The sequence below is a fragment of the Algoriphagus sp. genome (assembly GCF_013373065.1).
Taxonomy (GTDB): domain Bacteria; phylum Bacteroidota; class Bacteroidia; order Cytophagales; family Cyclobacteriaceae; genus Algoriphagus.
Genome location: NZ_JABXIN010000018.1, coordinates 24,701 through 45,777 on the forward strand (window position 1 = coordinate 24,701; position 21,077 = coordinate 45,777).

Annotated in this window: 21 protein-coding genes; 5 read left to right on the forward strand and 16 right to left on the reverse strand. The window is 42.1% G+C overall.

What is annotated here, in order from left to right; genetic code table 11:
• Positions 1–323 precede the first annotated feature (323 nt).
• Positions 324–1,232: an AEC family transporter gene (locus HWE15_RS12590; protein ID WP_290507892.1), complete on the forward strand. Its 909-nt coding sequence runs from the start codon at positions 324–326 to the stop codon at positions 1,230–1,232.
• Here HWE15_RS12590 and HWE15_RS12595 read toward each other — a convergent pair.
• The 11 genes from HWE15_RS12595 to HWE15_RS12645 all read right to left on the reverse strand — a co-directional run bounded on the left by HWE15_RS12595 (position 1,224) and on the right by HWE15_RS12645 (position 11,046).
• Positions 1,224–2,030, reverse strand: a complete 807-nt coding sequence (locus HWE15_RS12595) for an inositol monophosphatase family protein (RefSeq protein ID WP_290507893.1) — start codon at positions 2,028–2,030, stop codon at positions 1,224–1,226. The genes HWE15_RS12590 and HWE15_RS12595 overlap by 9 nt on opposite strands.
• Positions 2,031–2,078: 48 nt before the next feature.
• On the reverse strand, positions 2,079–2,822 hold the full coding sequence (rsmI, locus tag HWE15_RS12600) for a 16S rRNA (cytidine(1402)-2'-O)-methyltransferase (RefSeq protein WP_290507894.1): 744 nt from the start codon (positions 2,820–2,822) through the stop codon (positions 2,079–2,081).
• On the reverse strand, positions 2,819–3,052 hold the full coding sequence (locus HWE15_RS12605; protein ID WP_290507895.1) for a 4a-hydroxytetrahydrobiopterin dehydratase: 234 nt from the start codon (positions 3,050–3,052) through the stop codon (positions 2,819–2,821). Before HWE15_RS12605 ends, rsmI begins: the two co-directional genes overlap by 4 nt.
• 12 nt (positions 3,053–3,064) lie before the next feature.
• Positions 3,065–3,331 carry a DUF493 family protein gene (locus tag HWE15_RS12610; RefSeq protein WP_290508005.1) on the reverse strand — a complete coding sequence of 89 codons (267 nt, stop codon included), beginning with the start codon at positions 3,329–3,331 and terminating at the stop codon, positions 3,065–3,067.
• Between the two features lie 73 nt (positions 3,332–3,404).
• Positions 3,405–5,513 carry a peptidylprolyl isomerase gene (locus HWE15_RS12615; protein ID WP_290507896.1) on the reverse strand — a complete coding sequence of 703 codons (2,109 nt, stop codon included), beginning with the start codon at positions 5,511–5,513 and terminating at the stop codon, positions 3,405–3,407.
• An 85-nt stretch (positions 5,514–5,598) separates the two neighbouring features.
• Entirely contained in the window at positions 5,599–6,879 is a 1,281-nt protein-coding gene (locus HWE15_RS12620; protein ID WP_290507897.1) for a hemolysin family protein, read from the reverse strand.
• Between the two features lie 3 nt (positions 6,880–6,882).
• Complete coding sequence (locus tag HWE15_RS12625) at positions 6,883–7,089, reverse strand: hypothetical protein (protein ID WP_290507898.1); 207 nt, start codon at positions 7,087–7,089, stop codon at positions 6,883–6,885.
• Positions 7,086–7,628, reverse strand: coding sequence for an LPS export ABC transporter periplasmic protein LptC (gene lptC / locus HWE15_RS12630; protein ID WP_290507899.1), 543 nt, complete (start codon positions 7,626–7,628; stop codon positions 7,086–7,088). The genes HWE15_RS12625 and lptC overlap by 4 nt, the downstream gene beginning before the upstream one ends.
• Positions 7,629–7,714: 86 nt before the next feature.
• Positions 7,715–9,019 (reverse strand): hypothetical protein, encoded by a 1,305-nt coding sequence (locus tag HWE15_RS12635; protein ID WP_290507900.1) that lies wholly within the window; start codon positions 9,017–9,019, stop codon positions 7,715–7,717.
• Between the two features lie 37 nt (positions 9,020–9,056).
• Positions 9,057–10,340, reverse strand: coding sequence for a hypothetical protein (locus HWE15_RS12640; protein ID WP_290507901.1), 1,284 nt, complete (start codon positions 10,338–10,340; stop codon positions 9,057–9,059).
• Positions 10,324–11,046, reverse strand: coding sequence for a type III pantothenate kinase (locus tag HWE15_RS12645; RefSeq protein ID WP_290507902.1), 723 nt, complete (start codon positions 11,044–11,046; stop codon positions 10,324–10,326). The genes HWE15_RS12640 and HWE15_RS12645 overlap by 17 nt, the downstream gene beginning before the upstream one ends.
• A gap of 98 nt (positions 11,047–11,144) precedes the next feature.
• Here HWE15_RS12645 and HWE15_RS12650 point away from each other — a divergent pair, with 98 nt between their 5' ends.
• The 3 genes from HWE15_RS12650 (at position 11,145) to HWE15_RS12660 (ending at position 15,262) form a co-directional block, all read left to right on the forward strand.
• Complete coding sequence (locus HWE15_RS12650; RefSeq protein WP_290507903.1) at positions 11,145–12,215, forward strand: anhydro-N-acetylmuramic acid kinase; 1,071 nt, start codon at positions 11,145–11,147, stop codon at positions 12,213–12,215.
• A 99-nt stretch (positions 12,216–12,314) separates the two neighbouring features.
• Positions 12,315–13,541 (forward strand): Glu/Leu/Phe/Val dehydrogenase dimerization domain-containing protein, encoded by a 1,227-nt coding sequence (locus tag HWE15_RS12655; RefSeq protein ID WP_290507904.1) that lies wholly within the window; start codon positions 12,315–12,317, stop codon positions 13,539–13,541.
• Positions 13,542–13,726: 185 nt separating this feature from the next.
• The gene (locus HWE15_RS12660; RefSeq protein ID WP_290507905.1) at positions 13,727–15,262 is read left to right on the forward strand and encodes a sodium:proton antiporter; all 1,536 of its coding nucleotides are present in this window, start codon (positions 13,727–13,729) and stop codon (positions 15,260–15,262) included.
• On the opposite strand, the gene HWE15_RS12665 is transcribed toward HWE15_RS12660, so the two are convergent.
• Positions 15,239–15,841, reverse strand: coding sequence for a DNA-3-methyladenine glycosylase I (locus tag HWE15_RS12665; RefSeq protein WP_290507906.1), 603 nt, complete (start codon positions 15,839–15,841; stop codon positions 15,239–15,241). The two genes, HWE15_RS12660 and HWE15_RS12665, sit on opposite strands and share 24 nt — an antisense overlap.
• 49 nt (positions 15,842–15,890) lie before the next feature.
• On the opposite strand from HWE15_RS12665, the gene alr reads away from it, so the two are divergent.
• The gene (gene alr / locus HWE15_RS12670; RefSeq protein ID WP_290507907.1) at positions 15,891–17,081 is read left to right on the forward strand and encodes an alanine racemase; all 1,191 of its coding nucleotides are present in this window, start codon (positions 15,891–15,893) and stop codon (positions 17,079–17,081) included.
• A 7-nt stretch (positions 17,082–17,088) separates the two neighbouring features.
• Here the strand turns inward: alr and HWE15_RS12675 are convergent, their stop codons facing one another.
• Genes HWE15_RS12675 through HWE15_RS12690 form a run of 4 tightly spaced genes read right to left on the reverse strand, consistent with a single transcriptional unit; the run spans position 17,089 to position 21,017 of the window.
• On the reverse strand, positions 17,089–17,826 hold the full coding sequence (locus tag HWE15_RS12675; RefSeq protein WP_290507908.1) for a shikimate dehydrogenase: 738 nt from the start codon (positions 17,824–17,826) through the stop codon (positions 17,089–17,091).
• Entirely contained in the window at positions 17,823–18,758 is a 936-nt protein-coding gene (locus HWE15_RS12680; RefSeq protein ID WP_290507909.1) for a DUF368 domain-containing protein, read from the reverse strand. The genes HWE15_RS12675 and HWE15_RS12680 overlap by 4 nt, the downstream gene beginning before the upstream one ends.
• Positions 18,759–18,813: 55 nt before the next feature.
• Positions 18,814–19,584 (reverse strand): phosphosulfolactate synthase, encoded by a 771-nt coding sequence (locus tag HWE15_RS12685; protein ID WP_290507910.1) that lies wholly within the window; start codon positions 19,582–19,584, stop codon positions 18,814–18,816.
• Between the two features lie 20 nt (positions 19,585–19,604).
• Positions 19,605–21,017, reverse strand: a complete 1,413-nt coding sequence (locus HWE15_RS12690) for a tetratricopeptide repeat protein (protein WP_290507911.1) — start codon at positions 21,015–21,017, stop codon at positions 19,605–19,607.
• Positions 21,018–21,077 lie beyond the last annotated feature (60 nt).

A 21,077-nucleotide genomic window follows, 5' to 3' on the forward strand; every position in this document is an offset into this window, starting at 1 on the left:
TCCAGAAATTCTTGTTTTTGATTTTTTAGTCCTTGATTTCGAAACCAATAGTCATAGGTCTCGAATTTGAGACAGTCTTTTAACACTATTCCCTGGTAACTAAGATTCTTTAAAGAACCGGAAGGAAGCCATGATTTTAACTTCTTGGCCTGCTCGCTTTGTAATTGGGATAATTGTACCCAGTAGGTGTTATCAATAAGGATTGGTATTAATTTTTTCATAGGCCAATCAGATTTCCTGTAAAAGTATCCTGATAATCAGCCAGCTACAATAATGCCAAATTATTTTTATGTTAAAAAAATCTGAGTTTTTATCTTTCCTAAATGATCGGTGGCCTTATCGCTTTTTTATTTTTGCTTCTTGGCTTGTATGGACAGCGTCGACCTGGATTTCCTGTCGAAAAAGCGATCAAATGGGTGAATAGCTATTTGTTCAATTTGGTGTTGCCAGCAATTGCCTTGTTGTATATTCCAAGCATCAAACCAAGATGGGAGCTGCTTATTCCCATTTCTGCGGCTTGGTTAACTTTTTTTCTTTCTTGGTTGATATTTGGGATTTTAGGCCGACTTCTTCATTGGAGTCCTCAGGTAATAGGCTGTTTGTCTATTGTTGCCGGTCTTGCGAATACCTCCTTTTTGGGCTTTCCTGTAGTGGAGGCTTTATATGGTAAAGAAGGCTTACCCATTGCGCTATTGATGGATCAAGGAGGATCTTTTTTATTGGTGTCCTCTATCGCTATCATCTTGGGGGCCATCTACAGTCATCAGTCAGGGGATTTCCGGCAAATTCCATGGAAGATTTTGAAATTCCCCCCTTTCGGATTTTTGATTGGAACCTTGATCATGAGTTTACTAGGATGGAAGACGCCTGAGTTTTTACTCCCATTTCTTTCCTTGATTGGTAAAACAATGGCCCCAGTGGCCTTACTTGCTATTGGCTTGCGGTTTCGGGTAGAAAAAGCAGACCTGACATCGGGGTATTTTTGGATGGGCTTAGGGTATCGCTTGATACTAGCTCCGGCGATTATCTATGTTCTATACCAGAATTTCATGGATTCCGATGATCTGAATTTTAAGGTTACAGTTTTGGAATCTGCGATGGCGCCGATGATCACCGGGTCAATCGTGGCTATCAATTATAACCTGGCACCTCGGCTAGCTGCTTTGTTGTCAGGATTAGGGATGGTCGTTTCCCTGATTACCTTAGGTTTTTGGTATTTTTTCTTAGGCTGACCAAATCCGATCCAATTCTTTTAAAAATTCATCATGAATTCGTGAATTGGTAGCCACAATTTGTCTTCCAAAGATATAATTTGATTCTCCAGCAAAATCTGTAACCTTCCCTCCGGCTTCTTTAACGATCAGGGAGCCAGCTGCGACGTCATAAGAATTGAGGTTGTATTCAAAAAAGCCTTCCATTCTACCCATAGCGACATAGGCCAAATCAACGGCAGCGGATCCGAATCGGCGTAATCCATGGGTACTTTGCATTAGGGATTTTAAAGCAGCAAGGTATTTATCGATCAATTCAAAGTTGTAATAAGGGAACCCGGTAGCAATTAATGAAGCAGCCAAATTCGGAGCTTGACTGACTTGAATAGGGGTCTCATTACAAAAAGCGCCTCCTCCTTTGATCGCATAAAAACATTCATGCAAATTGATTTCATAGACCACTCCCAAAATGACCTCCTCTCGTTCCATTAAGGCGATGCTAACTGAAAATACAGGAACACCATGAATGAAATTGGTCGTACCATCCAGTGGATCAATGACCCAATTGTATACTTCTGATTGGGTTGTATTCGTGCCTTCCTCCGTAATAAAACCAGCTTCGGGGAAAATCTGAGTCAGTTGTGCTACGATTCTACGCTCGGCCTCTTTATCCACATAAGAAACCAAATCATTGAATCCTTTGTGTTCTACCTTTTTTACATCAAAATGCTGTCGTTCCTTACGGATAAAGGCACCAACAGTCTTTGCGACTTCCTGAGTTTGCTCCAACAGTTGTTGTAGTTTTTCTTGACTGAGCATGGGTGATCTAGTTGGTTTAAAAGTTTTCCTAAAAAAAGCTTTCTTAACTTAATCCCGATATTTTTTGGATCGTTTTTCCTGTTTTTCTTCCCGGGATTCTTTCTTTTCAGGTTTGCCGGAGACGGTAAGGACGATTTCGCCCTTGAGAGGATTATTTTGATAATAGATGATCAGTTCTTCCAAACTGCCACGAACATTTTCCTCGTGGATTTTTGTCAATTCTCGAGAAACACAGGCCTGCCGCTCTGTTCCAAACGCCTCAGCAAATTGTTCTAAGGTCTTTAGTAAGCGATGTGGAGATTCATAAAAAACCATGGTCCTGCTTTCATCCAGCAAGGAGTCTATTCTAGTTTTTCGGCCTTTTTTATGAGGAAGAAAGCCTTCAAATACAAAACGGTCATTAGGAAGACCAGAATTGACTAAGGCAGGGACAAAGGCTGTGGGACCGGGAAGGCTTTGGACTTCCAATCCGGCGGCAATTACTTCTCGTACCAATAAGAAACCAGGATCTGAAATCCCTGGAGTACCTGCATCTGAAACCAAGGCAAAAACCTCTCCTTTTTGCATTCGCTCTACCAGTTTTTCAACTGCCTTGTGTTCATTGAAAATATGATAGGATTGAAGCGAATTGGATATTTCTAGATGCTTAAGAAGCATGCCAGTCGTTCGGGTATCTTCCGCCAAAATCACATCCACCGATTGGAGAATCTCTAGGGCACGCAAGGTGATATCCTTAAGATTTCCAATCGGTGTAGGTACTAAATAAAGGCTGATCGCAGGCGTCTCGCTCATTCTAAAATGGCATCGATGGCTTTTGCCAGTTGATGGTCTTTCTCAGTTACCGTATTTCCGGCATCATGCGTAGTCAATTCGATTTCAACTGTATTGTAAACATTACTCCAGTTGGGATGATGCTGCTGCTCTTCTGCTAGAAAAGCCACACGGGTCATAAAAGCAAAGGCTTCCTGAAAATCCCGGAAGGTAAATGATTTTTTGAGACGATTATTTTCTTCTTTCCACATCAGCTAGAAATTTTAAAGTGAAATCACGCCCTCAACGGTGGCTGCTTTTTCATAATAAGCAATGATCTCATCGGCACTATGAACCATTACTTGGATGGTTGTACTTACATATTTTCCTCCCGAACTTGCCTTTAAGGTCATTTCGTTTTTTGGGAAAAGCGCACCGATTTCATTTTCCCGACCATTGGGAACAATAAATTTAAACATATACAACATGGGAAATTCTCCATGTGCTTCAAGCTTCTCTTTGAAAGTCGCTTTGTTAAACGGCTTTTGTATCATTTTTCCTCCTGTCAAAATAAAATTCAAAAAAGAAACCCATGCCGAGTGACATGGGTTCCAATTTTGAATTTTAGAAGTATTTATAGCGATAATCCTTGACTGATGCAAGGTCCTCCAAAGCCATCATGACTTGGTAGGAAACGCGTTGCGCACCTCCTTGCGCCAGCTGCGCTTGGTAGGCAGTGTAATCTGCAATTTCAGCAGCTGGAGTCAAGGCATTCAATTTGCCAACCAAAACACCGATGTCTTCTTGAACTGGTTGTGTCAATCCACCTTCTGAAATTCCGAAGATCGCTCCAACAGCTTTTGGTGCAAATCCGATTCCAGGGATGACGGATGAGCTTAATTTCAAATCAGGGATTTCGTTCAAAGAGGCATCATCACCGTACACGGCTTTCATTTCTTCCAAGGTGCTCTTTCCTTTAAGTGCTTCCATGATTAGAGCCGCTTTTTTGTCATTTCGAACCTGACCTTCTACTTGTTCTCTTACATCTGCCAAAGTAGTTTCTTCCTCTTCTTTCTTGCTAACCAAGGTAGCAACGATATAAGCATTTTCTAATTCGAATACCGGTGAAACTTCTCCCTCTGACGCTTCCGCAAAAGCCCATCGAATTACCTCACGTGCATTCTGAAGATTGTTTAGGTTTCTGGCTGTTGCGTCTACATTGTTAGCCTGAAGTACGCGGAAGCTATTGTCAACTGCATTTTCAGAAAACTCATTTCGATTTCCAGATTCAGCTGCAAAAGAATCAGCGTTTCTGAAAGCTTCATTTCGAGTCGCATCAGATGCGATTAGTTCCTTCTGAAGGACCGCGATTTTTGTGTATTCGCTTTTAGGAAGTTCGGTTACTTCAATGATGTGGAAACCATATTCTGTTTCTACAAGATTTGGAAGTAGCCCGGTTGTTCTTCTTGCGTAGGTTGCATCTGCGAATTCATCTACAAATTCTTCCTTAGCAAACCAACCCAAATCACCACCAGTTTGAGAAGTTCCGTCCTGGCCATAAGTACGGGCTGCGGTCGCAAAGTCTCCTCCGTTTTTCAAATCTTGAAGCACGTCTTCTGCTTGTGCTTTTACCTCAGCTTTGGTAGCATCATCCATTCCTTCTGTGCTGAAAAGGATATGAGAAGCTCTCATACGAGGAGTTCCTTCATACTTATCTGTGACTTTGAAGCTGATGTAAGTAGAGTTGGCAGTCACGAAAGGACCGTAGGTTTCACCTTCAACAAATTCAGAGACATTTCTAGTCAAATCCGCAGGAAATTCATCTCCAGGTCTGAAGGTGTAAAAAGCAGGTCGTAGGTCAGAATTTCTGTTCACAAAAACAGAATCCTGATCACTGTTTCTCAATTCTTCAGTCAAGGCTGTGATTTCTTCGATCACTGCTGCAGAGTCAGCAGCACTTGGAAGAATAGAGAAGTTCACATATTCAATATTGGCAGTATTTCCAGTTTGGAATTTTTCCTTGTTTTCTCTTAGATATGCCTCCATTTCAGATTCGTTTACAGAGATAGCGGTATCCGGGATAGCATAATAAGGAACGAATAGGATAGAAGCTTCAGCAATAGTGTTCGCTGCCTTGTACTCCATTTTTCCTTCAGCTGAAGTAGCATACTCGGAAGTAGCTAGCAAGTTGTCATATTTGATCCGAAGGCGAGACTCAGCAAAAAGTTGTTCTTGCTGTGCCCAGAAAGCTTGTTGTGCAGGGTCAGCAGTTTCCAAAGATTGCAAAAAGGCAACCAATTGAGATTTGTCAAATTGACCAGTTTGAGGATTGATTAGCTGTTGTCTCAGTTCAGGAACAATGTTTTTTCCCTGTACCATATCCACCAATTCCTCAGGAGAGATGGTCATGCCCAGCTTGTCGTATTCTTCGTCGAATACTTTCTCAACGATCATAGCCTGCCATGCCTGCTCACGAACAGTAAACATTTCAACTTCGGAAGGAGCTCTTCCAGTTCGTTGCTGATAGGCAATTCGGAATTCTTCGACCTTATCGACATACTCTTGATAGGTGATTTCTTCACCGGCAATTTCGCCAACAGTTGGGTTATTGGACCCTAGTAAGGTTGAGTTGGGGCTCAACAAATCACCACCCAAAAGGAATAGAATCAACCCGCCGGCAATTACACCTATTGCGAGACCTGTCCGCTGTCTTATTTCTTTAATTAACGCCATTAGATTTAGTACACTTTTTTAGAAGAGACGCAAAATAATAGCATTGCGAACGATTTTCAAAATATATTCTGAATCAAAGCCTTATCTAAAAAGTAGTAGAAGGGTTGATTTTCAGGCGGAGCGTGTCAATCCTGTGTTCTTGCTTGGAAACAACGGTAAAGGTAAAAGGACCGATTGTCACAGATTCTCCCTTTTTGGGGAGATTTTCAGTATAAGATAAAATCAACCCAGAAAGGGTTTCATAGTCTCCAATTGGAAGATTCCAGTCGTATTTGTCGTTTAGGTAATCAATTTCATGTCGTGCACTGAGCAAATATTCTTGGTCAGAGATTTTCTGTTCGATCAAATCATCACTATCATATTCATCTTCAATTTCTCCGAAAATTTCTTCAATGATATCTTCCATGGACACAATCCCGCTTGTACCTCCAAATTCGTCTACTACCAAGGCCAAGCTTTTTCGCTCTTGTATAAATTGAATCAATAATTCATTTGCGAGGGCGGATTCAGGTACAATGATGATTGGGGTCAGGATTTCCTCAATAGATTTCGGCTTTTTGAAAAGTTCCAGTTGGTGGCAATAGCCAATCACATCATCAATGGTTTCCCGGTAGACAATAATTTTGGAATGTCCGCTTTCAGCAAATACCTCTTTCAATTCTTCAACGGTATCCTCTACTTCCACTGCAATAATATCAGTTCGCGGGATCATGCATTCCCGCACGCGGATTGTTTTAAACTCTACCGCATTGTCAAAAATCTTGGTGTCAATCTCTGCATTTCCTTCAGAGCGATCTTGGTAAAGATGATTTTGGATAAAGCTGTTTAGATCCGTTATGGTAAACACTGGCTTATCTTCGCTGTATTCAAGGCGCAAAACCTTCGTGATGAAAAATCTGGAAAGGCCTACTACTGCCCAAACAACCGGATACATCACATAATAAATCATGAGAAAAGGAACCGCAAAAAAATGCAGCATGCTATTGGGGTTAAGCATGAAGATACTTTTTGGTAAAAATTCCGCAGTCACCAAGACAATTAGGGTAGAAATAAGGGTTTGTAAAATAAGAACAACACCCTCTTGATTAAAACCTTCCGGAAGCCAATTAGCAAGTGGCTCTTCAAGAAGAAAAGCCATAAATGTACCATAAAGAACAAGGGAAATGGTATTGCCCATCAGCGTGGTACCTATGAATTGGCCAGGCCGTTGAACAAATCCACTTAGAATTTTTCCACTGAGAGCTCCTTGTTTGCTTTGGAGCTCAATTTGCAACTTGTTGGCGGAGATGTATGCGATTTCAATCCCTGAAAAAAGAGCTGAAAAAAGCAGGGTAATAATGACGTAAATCAAATAGCTCGTTTCCATGGCTTATCGCTTTTTCTTTTTGCTTTTTGAAGAGGATTGCTCTTCCTGTTCAGCTCTCTTGGTTTTTCGATATTGAAACCAAAATAACAAGGCTACCGCAAACATAAAAATGGTGTAGGAAAAGCCGATTCCTACGGTCAGTGTTTGATGGATCCCAATGATAATTAGCGCCAAGGCTAGGGAGAGAATTAACACGTCTGCGAGTTTCATAGGCCTTCACCGGGAAGAAGCGTTCTGCTGTCCCGGACATTTTTTAAGGTGTAATTGGTGAAGCTTTCATCGGCGACCATGCCTGTTCCGTTGAAAAGGGTCTGTTTATCTCTAATGGTCACAAAAGTTTCAGTATAAATGATCTTTTGGGTTGGATCCCAATATAATTCCTCAGCTTGGAGGCTTTGATCCTCCAGCATGTTTTCCACCTGCACATTCCCTACCCCGTGATATAGGTTTTCTTTTTTGTCAAAATATCCCTGATCAGCCCGCAATCGAGTACTTAGTGTTCCATCTTTTTCATAAAATTGGATTTCGACTCCTTCCGGAAACTCCATGTTTCCTTCCAAGTATTCATATTGTTTAGGAGCCCGAATTTCTGACCGGAGAATAGCAGAATCGGATTGAACTACGTGCACATTGGTAGCTATGTTGACGGGGCCTTCATAGACTTGCAAGGCAGCAGAGTCTACGTTTTCCCGGCAAGAACTGATTCCAATTCCGAAAAGAAATAAAGTGATGAGTAAAAGTCTATTCACAGAACAAAGATACGGGAATTGATCAGATGAGTTCAAATGAAAAAAGGCAGCCCGAAGGACTGCCTTAATGGATAAGTTTTAATCAATTAATCTCTTGTTGCAAGGGTAACTGTTTCTCCGATCCAGCAACCTGTGTTCATGGATTGACCAGCTTGAAGACCTTCAGTAAAGAGTTCTTCTTTGGAAGGGAATCGAGATCTTGCCTGAGCCATTCCTTGAGAATCACCTGCTCGCTGATAGGCATTGTAAGCAGCAATATAGATGGAGTAATCTTTTGCTCTGGACTGACCACCTCTACAATCATTAAAGGAGTTCATGTACAGTTGAGCGATCAAGGTATAGGCATCTTTTACAAATTCTTCATTTAAGTTAGCTGCAGTTCTAGCGGCATTTCTAGCATCTGACTTTCTGCCTAAGTTTCCATAGATCTTAGCCAATTCCATCTGCATCTCTCCTCGCTGTGTATCATTTTCAGCTAACTCAATAGCTTTTTCTACAACAGGAAGTGCTTTCTCAAAATCCTGCTCCTGCATGTATCTCATAGCGCGAACCTGAGAAGTAGAATACGTTGGGTTTTTAGAGTCGATCAATTCCAAAGCAGTTAAGAAAGCATTGGAAGAGAAACACTTGTATTGCACCGAATACTTAAAGATTTGATTAGCCAATGCTTCATTGGTAGGATCAGCAGCCAATTTTGGTCCCATATTATTTTCGATGAAGTCACAATCGATGAGCTTCATAGCAACCAAAATGGTTTCCGTTGTGCTTTTTGGTCGGGAAACGTCTTTTCCAGCAGCAGCAGCTTTATCCAAATGCTCCTGAATATTGTCATAGATTGCCAATACTTCCTCAGGCTGATAGGCCTTGTTGTAAGCATTGTGTCTGTAAACAGCATCGAAATAAGCCGAATACAAATCAACCAATGAAAGTTCGCCATTCAATTCAATAGCTCTTTCAAAATCGGCAACTACATCACCAAGTTTTTCTTTGGTTCCTTTGAAGAACCCATAGCCGAAATAAGCTTTGTTTTCAATCCATTTGGATGCGTTATCAAAGATTTCGTCCCGCTTGTCGTAAATCAACATCACGGAATCCTGGTAAATCCGCTTTTGGGCATCGTCGGTTGCAGCATCTGCAGCACCTTTGTAAACTGTTACGCCATTGATATAAATGGACTCGTTTAGTTCAGGTACATTCACCAAGAGCCAGTTAAGAGGCTTAGTAGCTTCTACGAACTGCTCCGACTTCATGTAATCCGTGTAAGCAGCATTAAGCTCACGAGCTTTTGCTTCTTGCTCAGAATCTGCAGGCCAATTCCATCCATCCTGGGCTTGCACCATGCCTGCCAGGAGTAAAGCTGAAAGCCCCAGAAGGGTTGATTTAATTTTCATGGTTTCTGTTGGTTTTATTCGGTTTAATAGTACTACTTTATTCAAACACACGCTTGTAGAACCACGTGTTGTCGTTCAGGGAGAAGCCAAGTGAGAAATTCACATAGGTCTCTCGGACAAGTCCCTGATCCAGCGTTCCCCTTCTACCCACTTTCACTGCGAAATTGAGTAAGGACAATTGGTTAACACGAAATGAGGTTCCAAAGTTAATGCCAAGGTCATTGATCGTTGTTTGGTTGAGGTAGTATGGGGTTTGTTGAAACTCCAACCCTACCCTATAAGTTGATCGCTGGATTAGGTTATCCACAGATAAATAATCCGGGACAATTTCAAACCCTAAGCCCACCTTGATGGCTTCCTGAAGATTTAAGGGATCTCCTAAGAAGCTTTTGAATCCTGTAAAATCTTGATACTGACCCTCTAGGCCGATCACAAATTTATTCAATCTTTCATAACTAATCCCAAATCCGTAACGATTTGGTATATAAACACTTCCCTTTTCGTCATTGGCAAGCAAGTCACCTGGCGTATCGGGGTCGCTAGCTTGGCCAAATGCTCCCAGTTTGGCAAAGGCTTTTCCACGGACATCCCCTAATGTCTGATAAATGGCTCCGAGGTGTAGGTTGCTTTTTTCATTCAGACGGAAATAGTAATGGGCACCAAGTTTCAGGCCTACATCACTAATTGTTAATCTTTCATAAAATTCAGAAGAGTTGCCTACTTGGGTTCCTAAAGAATCAAAAATTGAAAGTTGATTGGTTCGAATCGTGGATCCGAAAAGGTAAGAACCATGAACCCCAATGCTCAGATTTTTAGCTAGGAGAAATCCACCACTGATGTAAGCTTCCGATATTCCTCCGTCTCCGGTGATGGTATTAAAGCTATTCAAATTGGTGCCTCTCACCTGACTAGTGATTTCCAAATCATAATTCACAGAGGTCAGCTGATTCAAGCCCATTCCCATTGTAAACTTGGTAGGCTTAAAAGGTAAGGACATCGCAATGTAAGAAAGCCCTCCGCCGTCTACATCGGAAGTCTCTGTTCCGTTATTTGCGTTTATTCGCTTGTAATTGAGTGCTGCCTGGAAGTTGAATATTGTATTACGAGTCTGAAGAGCAGGGTTGACCACATTTGGGTTCCATCCTGTCCCAAAACTGATTCCTAAGCCTCCAGTGGCTTGGTTATGAGTTAGGCCTGAGTAGTTGAATTCTCCTATTCCCAATGCGGAATAGGTGGATGCACTGGACTGAGCCTTTACCTCTCTAAACAAGAAAAGGGTGCAGCAAACACCCAGCAAATGCCATTTAATTCTGTTTAACATTGTGGTTTAGAATGCAATTTAATCCGCGAAGGACCAAATTTGGGACTACAAATATGTGGTCTTTTGCCAATGATTCAAAAGATTGTGCATCACCCCCACAAATAAATACCTGTAAATCCGGGAATTTCTGCCGATGAGCTTCAATATGCCCTTGGATTTCATAGGCCATGCCGAACCAAATTCCGGATTTCATGCCGGCTTGAGTATTGGTGCCTAGGGGTGATGTTGGTACGCTATCGACTGCTACCAAAGGAAGCCGAGCGGTGAATTCATGCATGGCTCGAGCTCGCATCCGGAGACCGGGACTAATTGTTCCTCCTAGGTAAATTCCCTGAGGGTTTACAAGTTCGAAGGTCATGCAACTTCCTAAGTCTATCGCCAATACTGCGGTTCCAGAAGCAAAGCTCCAAGCTCCTACAGCTGCGGCAATTCTATCCAATCCAAGCGTATGGGGAGTTTCATAGCCATTTACAATTGGGATTGGCGTTTGGGCATTTAGAAAGTGGAATGCAAAGGGTAATTGCTCCTCTAATTCCTCTTGGGACCAACGAACGGAAGAAACGAGGCAAGCATTAAAAGAGCTACTTTTCCAATGGGTAATTCCATCGGTAAGGGTTTCGAATGATTTTTCCCAAATCAGTTCTTCTCCTTCGAAAAGCGCTGACTTGATCCTTGTATTCCCGATGTCGATGATGAGATTTTTCATGTAGCAAAAGGCCTGCAAATTAACCAATTCGAAAAAGCCTGCTTTTTTTCTTTTCTAAAATTATCTTTATCCTTCCTTGACTTAACAAACATTAACCCATGGATAATGCTACAGACCTGATCGGTCTGATGTCCGGTACATCTGGAGATGGACTCGATATTGCCTACTGCCGATTTGAGAAAAAAGAAAGCTGGACTTTCGAAATTCTACATGCGACCACGGTATCCTTTCCAGAAAACCTTGGGCAGCGGCTTAAACAATCCCACTTGCTTTCTTCGGAAGACTTGACCCAGTTGGATGTGGATTTTGGAGCTTGGATGGGAAAGCAGGTTCGGGACTTCTGTCAAGAAAGAAAGCTTTTTCCAGCGGCTGTTTGTTCTCATGGGCATACGGTATTTCATAATCCATCCGCTGGATATAGCCTTCAGATAGGAAATGGATGGGCTTTGCATCGACACAGTGGATTTCGGGTGGTCAATGACTTTCGGATGCTGGATATCCAATGGGGGGGTCAAGGGGCTCCTTTGGTTCCGATTGGGGATCGATTATTATTTGAAAAGATGGATTTTTGCTTAAATCTGGGAGGGATCGCAAATATTTCAATGGAGCATCGGGGCAATCGATTGGCCTTTGATACCTGTCCTTTCAATTTGCTTTTGAATCCCATTGCAGAAAGAATAGGAGCTCCTTATGATGATCGAGGAACTTGGGCATCTGAAGGGACCATAGATTCCAGTCTTTTGGAGAAACTCAATTCCTTGGGCTATTATCAGCGGTTTGGAGCAAAATCCTTGGGAAGAGAGGACATGGAGCGGGACTTTTTCCCTTTACTTTCTGAATCGAAGTTGACGGATCGGGATCTTTTGGCCACGCTGGCGGAGCATTATGCCCAACAAATCAGTCAAGTTATTAGGTATTACGCTTCAAGCGAAAAGCCCCGTGTTCTGATTACTGGAGGAGGAGCCTATCATGATTATTTTATTTCCCGATTGGATGCCTGTCTAAATTCTCAATGGGAACGAGCAGCAGTTGGAGCTGAACTCATTGAATTTAAAGAAGCCCTGATCTTTGCCTTTTTGGGTCATTTACGACTATTGGGTATTCCAAATGTCCTTTCTGCAGTAACTGGTGCCGAAAAGGACACTTGCTCAGGGGTGATTTACGGCTAGATTTTCTGTTGGAATCATCAAAATTCCCTTAATGGATTTTTTCTGGGTCAGGCTGGATTATTTTCTATTTTTGCGCATAAGATATAAACCCAAATAAACATGCAAGAATTACTGAAAAGGTTTGAAAATAAAAAGCCTGAAATCATTTTTGAATGGTCCGATTCTGAATCCGAAGCAGAAGGCTGGGTGGTGATCAACTCACTTCGGGGAGGTGCTGCCGGAGGTGGAACACGGATGCGCAAAGGGCTTGATAAGCGGGAAGTAGAGTCTCTTGCTAAAACCATGGAAGTAAAATTTACCGTTTCCGGTCCGGCAATTGGTGGTGCAAAATCCGGGATCAATTTTGACCCCAATGATCCCCGAAAAGATGAAGTTCTCAAAAGATGGTACAAAGCGGTTACCCCACTTTTAAAAAATTACTACGGAACGGGAGGGGATTTGAATGTGGATGAAATTCATGAAGTCATTCCGATCACGGAATCGTATGGAATTTGGCATCCACAGGAAGGAGTCGTTAATGGTCATTTTCATGCAACCGAACCTGAGAAAATCAGAAAAATCGGACAGCTCAGACAAGGGGTTTCCAAAGTTTTGGAAGATCCTAAATACACGCCAAATGGTCCGAAAAAATACACCGTAGCGGATATGATTACGGGGTACGGAGTGGCAGAGGCAGTCCGTCATTTCTATGAGATCTGGGGAGGAGATATTAAAGGAAAACGGGCAGTCATTCAAGGCTGGGGAAATGTAGGCTCAGCTGCAGCCTGTTTTTTGGCAGTCGAAGGTGTTAAAATCGTAGGAATCATTGATAAAAATGGAGGCCTCATCAAAGAGGAAGGATATACCCTAGATGAAGTTCGAGAATTATTTGTAACCCGAAAAGGAAATCAATTGGTATCAGATGATTTGATTCCATTTGAAGAGATAAATGAAAGGATATGGGATCTGGAAAGTGAGATTTTCATTCCTGCAGCTGCTTCCCGATTGATTACAAAAGATCAATCTGATCGAATGATTAAAGCAGGCTTGGAGGTGATTTCCTGTGGCGCCAATGTGCCATTTTCTGATCCGGAAATTTTCTTCGGGCCTATTGCAGCCTGGACGGATAGTCAAGTAGCGGTCATTCCGGATTTTATTGCAAACTGCGGAATGGCACGTGTTTTTGCTTATTTAATGAGTGAGCAGGCAGAGGTTACCGATGAAGCGATTTTCTCTGATGTGAGCAAGACCATCGAAACGGCGCTTCGAAAGACGCATAGTCAAAACCCGGAGAAAACTAAACTGTCTGAAAGCTCCTTTAAAATAGCTTTGGCTCAACTCGTGTAAAAGTATGCTTTTGGAAAGCCCGCTTGGTATTAATTTTTGATTAATTCCGGTGGGCTTTCTCCATTTAGGATTGGGCGATTTCCGGCAAAATCAGTAGCTTAGCAAAGCTCAGAGGGAAAGGTTGAGCAATAAATATTTTGCTTAATTTTATCCCGAATCAAACGCAGCACACCTAGAATCAAGAAATGAAGAATTTTATACCAGTAGTCACCCTACTTTTCGGAATATTATTTTTTCAAGGAATCATGGCCACAGAAAGCTATGGCAATGAAGCCGTTGCTGTGGAATTCGTAGCTGACCAAGATCATCAGGGTTCTCAGGATACAAACCATGCAGCTGCATCAGACCATGGAGTAGATTCCGCAGCTGACCATGGCGAGGAAGCCCATCATACCCCTCCAGGGTGGTTGGTTATTCCTTTCGTTGCTTTGTTGCTAATGATTGCCACAGGTCCCTTGTTTTATGAGCATTTTTGGCACCATCATTACCCTAAAATCGCCGTTGCTCTTGCGCTCCTGGTAGTTTCGTATTATTTGTTTGTATTGGATAATGTCCATGGACCGGTACATGCTCTGGCGGAATATGTCCAGTTTATCGCGCTATTGGCATCCTTATACATTGCTTCCGGTGGGATTCTGATCGAAATTGATAAAAAGGCTACTCCAATGGCCAATGTCAGTTTGTTGATGATTGGTGCCTTGATTTCCAATTTGATTGGTACGACAGGGGCATCCATGTTGTTGATTCGACCCTTTATCAGACTCAACAAAGGAAATATTCAAGCCTACCACATCATTTTCTTCATCTTCATGGTGAGTAATGTTGGAGGGTCTTTAACACCTATTGGTGATCCGCCATTGTTCTTAGGTTTCTTGAAAGGAATTCCTTTCTTCTGGACCTTGGAACATAACTGGCCAGCTTGGGTATTTGCATTATTGGTACTTGCAGGGGTCTTTTATGTCATCGATCGAAAATTTGGACGAGCTGGGGATGATTCTGAATTGGAAGAGACAAACTATACTAATAAGTTCACCCTAATTGGTTCCAAAAATTTCGGCTGGTTATTCATTGTGATCTGTTCGGTATTCCTTGATCCAAATGTGATTGAATGGGTACCTGCGATTGAATATGACGGTCAAAAATTCTCCTTTATTCGGGAAATCATCATGCTTTCCGTTGCCTTCTTTTCCTACAAATTTGCTGATCAGCGGGCTATCAAAGGAAACGAATTTAATTTTGAGCCTATTCGTGAAGTAGCCTTTATCTTCATTGGAATCTTCGGCACCATGATGCCTGCCTTGGAGTTGGTTGGGAACTTTGCTAAATCTCCGGAAGGAGCGGCCTTGATTACACACAATACACTCTATTGGGGAACGGGTACTTTGTCCGGATTCCTGGATAATGCTCCTACTTACCTCAACTTCCTAGCGGCTGCTATGGCTTCCAAAGGAGCATCCATTAATAATATCGAACAAGTCAGACAATTTGCAGCTGATGGATTCCATGATTCTGCGTTCGAATTGATGGCCATAGCGATTGCATCGGTATTCTTTGGGGCCATGACTTATATTGGTAATGGGCCGAACTTCATGGTGAAGTCCATTGCAGAGCAAAGTGGAATTAAGATGCCTTCTTTCTTTGGCTATATCATCCGCTTCTCTTTGCCAATTTTACTTCCGCTTCTATTTATTGTTTGGTTAGTTTTCTTTGCTTTCGCCTAATTTCTTGATGGTTTCGTATCGGTGGCATCCTATCAAATGATCATTGATTAAGCCGGTTGCTTGCATGTGAGCATAGATGGTAGTGCTTCCTAAAAACTTAAACCCTCTTTTTTTCAAGTCTTTTGCTAATCGGTCTGATTCAGGAGAAGTCGCCGGGGCCTCTTTCATGCTTTGAAGTTTGTTTTGGATAGGTTTTCCTCCGACAAATGACCATATATATTCCGTGAAGCTTCCAAATTCCTTCTGCACTTCCATAAAGCGTCGGGCATTGTTGATAGCTGCTTGAATTTTCATTTTATTTCTGATAATTCCGGGATCTTGGAGCAGTTCCTCCACATAGCTATCAGGAAAATCAGCGACTACCCGATAATCAAAATCTGCAAAAGCCTTTCGATAACCTTCGCGTTTTTTGAGAATGGTCGCCCAGCTCAAACCTGCTTGAGCAGACTCCAAAACCAAAAACTCGAAGTGAACCTGATCATCGTATACAGGAACACCCCATTCTTCATCATGGTATCGAACATATTCCTCAAAGCCTAGGCACCAAGGGCATCGAGTATGGTTTTCTATAGATTTCATTTGGGAGTATTTTGATTAAAAGTAGAAAAGGTTTGCGATTTCCTTCGGAATGCCCTTATTTTTTGTCATGCAAAATGTCCCAATAGGTATTCCTACTTCCCGTCTTGAGATTAGCGCCAAAGCCTACCGTCAAAATATCCGCTACATCCGTTCTGAAATAGGGTCCAAACCAACAATCTCCGCTGTAGTGAAAGGAAATGCTTATGGGCATGGAATAGCTCAACTTGTTCAAATCGCGGAGAAAACAGGGATTCGACATTTTAGCACCTTTAGTTCGGATGAAGCGTGGACTGTCAAAAGGCACTCTACCAAAAAATCGGAAATCATGATCATGGGGATGCTGTATGAGGAAGAGTTGGAGGATTTGATCCATTCGGATATTAGTTTTTATGTATTTGATTTTAAGCGTCTTGAAAAGGCAATTGAGGTTTCAAATCGAATCGGGATTCCAGCCAAAATCCATGTGGAGTTGGAGACAGGATTTCACCGTACAGGTTTTGAATGGGAGGATCGAGAAAAGCTCGTGGAGGTTCTTCACCAAGGAAAAGACCAGGTGATTTTGGAAGGGCTTTGCACCCATTATGCGGGTGCAGAAAGTGTAAGTAATTATGTCCGAGTGAAAAAACAGATTTCAGTTTATTACGATTTCAAAAATTATCTATCCGAAAACAACCTGTTTTTTAATAGGTATCATACGGCGTGCTCTGCCGCAACCTTGATCTTTCCGGAAACCATCATGGATATGGTTCGGATTGGAATTGCTGGCTATGGATTTTGGCCAACTAAGGAGACCTACTTTGCAAAGTTGAAGGACCTTCCCAAAAACAATAAAAATCCCCTAAAAAGATTGCTTACCTGGAAAAGTCAGGTGATGAGTTTGAAGAAAGTAGAGATGGGTGAATTTGTTGGCTATGGGAACAGTTTCATGGCTTTAAAGAATATGTTACTTGCGATTGTTCCGGTGGGCTATGGTCATGGATACAGCCGTTTATTGAGTAATTCGGGGCAGGTTTTGATAGGTGGAAGGCATTGCCATGTCGTAGGAACAGTCACCATGAATGCGATTGCGGTCGATATTTCAGCTTTAAAGGGGGTAAAAATAGGGGACGAAGTCGTCATGATCGGTAAGCAAGGAAGACAGGAAATTACAGTTGCGAGTTTCTCGGAATCAACCCAACAAGTCAATTATGAATTATTGACCCGACTTCCGCGGGATATTCCCCGAAAGATCATCGATTGAAATTGTGTCAGGAATTCCAGATTTTCCAAGCAGCCTCCGCTTGGCCTTCCAGCATTTCCAAGCCGTTTTTTGCCTTCCCTCCACAATCCAAACAAGCTTGCATTAATTTGGTGATACTGGGATTATAGACCAAATCATAAACTTGGCTTTTGGAGGATAAATGCGCTACCGGGATATTGGGCATAGCGTCTGTTTTGGGGAAAGTCCCTAATGGAGTGCAATTGATGAGGAGTGGATTTTGCTCCATTATTTCTGGATGGGCATGTAAATCCTCATAAGAAAGTGAAGTTGGTGAAGCCGATCGAGAGACGAATTGGAAAGGAATTTCTAGATCTTCCAAAGCCTTTTTCACGGCTTTTGATGCACCTCCTGTACCGAGAATCAAGGCCGCTTGGGGTTTTTCTTCCAGCCAATTTTCCAATGATTCTTTGAATCCTATGTAATCCGTGTTGTAGCCCTTCAGTTTCCCGTCTTTGACACGAATACAATTCACGGCTCCAATGGCTGCACAAGCTGGATCCAATTCATCCATCAACGGAATGACGGCTTGCTTATGCGGAATAGTGACCGAAAGCCCCTCCAATTCAGGATTATTTTTCAAAATTTCGGATAGTTGGCTCGCTTTTTCAATCTCATAGAGATCGAAACGGCAATTCTGTATCCCTTCTTTGTGGAATTTTTCAGTGAAATACTTTTTGGAAAAAGAATGTCCTAAAGGGAATCCGATCAAGCCAAATTTTCTCATGATTTCTTCCAGATTTCCGCTAAATAATCAATTCCCAAAACCAAAACAATTCCACCCAAAAATCCAGCAATAGCCAATCCTAAATTGGGCTCCTGGCCTACTTGTGCCAGGTATTCAGAAGGCCAAAGGTTTTCAGTTAAAAAGGGCTTTTCCTCTCCGGAGGAAGAAATACGATATTGGGTAACGATTTTCCAAGGCCATAGTTTGTTAATGGAACCTAGCATAAAACCCGAAAGCAAGCCAATGGTCGTAGCATAAAACTTCCGAAGTAGCCATGAAATCAAGCGGCTAAAAGATAAAATCCCTACCACACAGCCTAAAGCAAAAACACCTAGGGTTAAGAAGTCCCGTTCGGAAACTGCCGCCAGGATGTTTTCATATTTTCCCAATATCAGAAGAATAAAACTTCCACTGATTCCGGGTAGGATCATGGCACAGATGGCAATTGCGCCGGCAATAAAAGTAAACCAGATCGCATCAGGAGAACTTGTGGGGGGAAGTTCTGTTACCCACCAAGCCAGTAGCGTTCCCACAATCAAAGCCAAAATTACACCAAGATGCCAGCGTTTAATCTCCTTTAAGATGATGAAGGCACTGACCAAAATCAAACCGCAGAAAAAGGACCAAAGAGGGATGGGGTGCACATCCATCAAATAAGTGATCAGCTTGGAGAGGGTGAAAATGGAGGTGAGAATCCCCAATAACAAGCTCAGCAAGAAGGTCCCATTGACGGATTTAAAGAATTTTTTGAGTTCCCACTGAAGAAGAAGTGATAAATTTTCCCTGTTGAAAGAATTGATGCTATTAAGCAATTGTTGGTAAATTCCTGTGATGAGTGCAATGGAACCGCCGGAGACACCGGGTACGATGTCTGCCGCTCCCATGGCCATTCCTTTCAAGTAGGTAAGCAGGTATTTTTTTGTGGATCTCATGGAAAAATAAAGGCTGACCGATCCTGTCGGTCAGCCAATTTTTTAGGAGAATGAATTAAAGTTTGATTTCGCCCAAGAAATGGTCAAAGGTATCACCACGCAATCCCAATCGGATGGTTTCCAATGGAATTACTTCGGAAGGACTGATATTTCCCAGGTTAACATTGGCTCCGAGAAGCTTGATGAACCAAACTTGCTGGGATTTGATCGGAGCTTCCCAAATGATTTTTTCTTCGGGAATTTGGGTAAGGATTTCCTCTACCAACCCCTGTCGTACTTCTCCGGAGTCCCGGAATAGACCAACATTTCCACCTTCGCGTGCTTCTCCGATTACCTTCCAAGCACCTGCATCCAATTCCGTCTGCATTTGTTCAATCCACTTGTAGGGGGGGATGATTTTAGCAGCATCTTTTGAGCCTACTTCCGAAAGAACAGTTACCTGCTTAGAAAGCGTAGCGATGTATTCACATTTTTTATCATGGTTCAAGGAGATGGAACCGTCAGATACTTCGCAGTGCTCAAGATTGTATTTGTCCAACACTCGTCGGTAATCATCAAATTGATCCCGAACGATAAATGCTTCAAAAAGGGTTCCTCCAAAATAAACCGGAACACCCGCATCACGATAGATTTGTAGCTTTTCTTTTAGGTTTTTGGTCACGTAGGAGGTAGCCCATCCTAACTTGACGATATCCACATAATCTGAGCAGCAACTCATAAAATCTTCAACTGCTCGCAGGCTAAGACCTTTGTCCATGGCCATAGTAAATCCCGATGTACGTGGCTTTTCAGTACGTACCGGGATATTCTTTAGCACATAATTCATTGATTGAAAGTTTAAAATGATTAGCTAGGGTTGTCTTCTTTGTATTGGGCAATGAGTTTGTAAATAGCCTTTTGTTCTTTCAATTCTGGCATTAACTCATACAAAATCGTATGCCGCTCAAAGTCCAAAGTTAAAGCATTTTCCAAATATGAAAACGCTTCCTTGTATTTCCCCATTTTAATCAGATATACAACCAAGCGATAATACAATTCTGCCGATTCGGGAAGTTCCTCGATTCCTTCTCGAATGACATCTATCGCTTCTTCAAATCGGTTTTGGTCAAAATAGATAACAGAAAGGTTGACATAGGTTTCCATAATTCCCGGTTCGAGATTGATGGCTTCTTCGTAAGCTTCCGAACTAGCCTGAAGATTTCCGAGGTTAAATTCAGCATCTGCCAAGCCTACCCAATAGTTCGGGTTCTCTTTACTGAGGTTAAGGGCTTTTTTGAAATAATGGATGGCCTCAAAAAATTTCTCTTTTTTCAGCATGCACATCCCTAGACCAAACCATGCATCGTCATACTCCTCATCCAGTTTAGCTGATTTTTTAAAGTATTTAAATGCTTCATCGATTTGTCCCAGTTTTTCATAAGCGGCTCCCAGATAGCAACAGTTTTCCGCATTGGCACCTTCACAATTGATCGTGTTTTGATATGCTTCACGGGCCAATTCATATTGCCCGGTATTCATAAGGGCATTACCCAAGTTGAAATAAGCCGAAGCAAAGGAATCATCAATCAAAAGAGCATAATCATAAGCTTTGATTGCCTCTTCAAATCTTCCCAACCGGTTGTATACGACTCCTAAGTTGTACCAGGCACCCGAGGAATAGGGATCTTGATCGATGAATTCCTGATAAAAGTGGAGGATTTCATCAAAGGATCCTTCCTCTTCAGTAATCATTGCCAATTGGAAAAGAGCATCTTCGTGATTAATCCGGAGTTTGACGGCTTCCTTGAAATAATCACTGGCTTTTTTATTGTCCCCCTTGGCTCGATACAGATTTCCTAGCGAATAAAAAACCTCTGCCTTATCCTCTGCTAAGGGAATAAAGCGTTCTAACAAATCAATTCCTTCTTGAGGATTCCCCGCAATGATATGCGCATTTGCCAAGGCCAAGACAATTTCCTCGTTATTCGGAGAAATATTGTTGATGTTTTCAAGGATGGAAAGTCCCTCTTCTACCTCATCCAGAAAGATTAGACTTTGGGCTTTAAGTAATTTTATTTCCATCGAGAAAGGGAATTTTTCCAAAGCAAACTCAGCTGCTTTGACCGCTTTCATAAACCGTTGTTGATCAAAATAAAAACGGATGATGTCTTCCAGTTCTTCCTCGTCAAAATAACTATCTAGATTTGATTTAAGGGATTTTTCGAAGCGTTCGACAAGTTTTCTGTCGTTTTCCCAATCGTGATCGTGATCTCCGGTCATTCGTGTCGCATAAGGTTTTTATAAGTTACCAAAATAATTGGTCACCTGATACACTGTTAA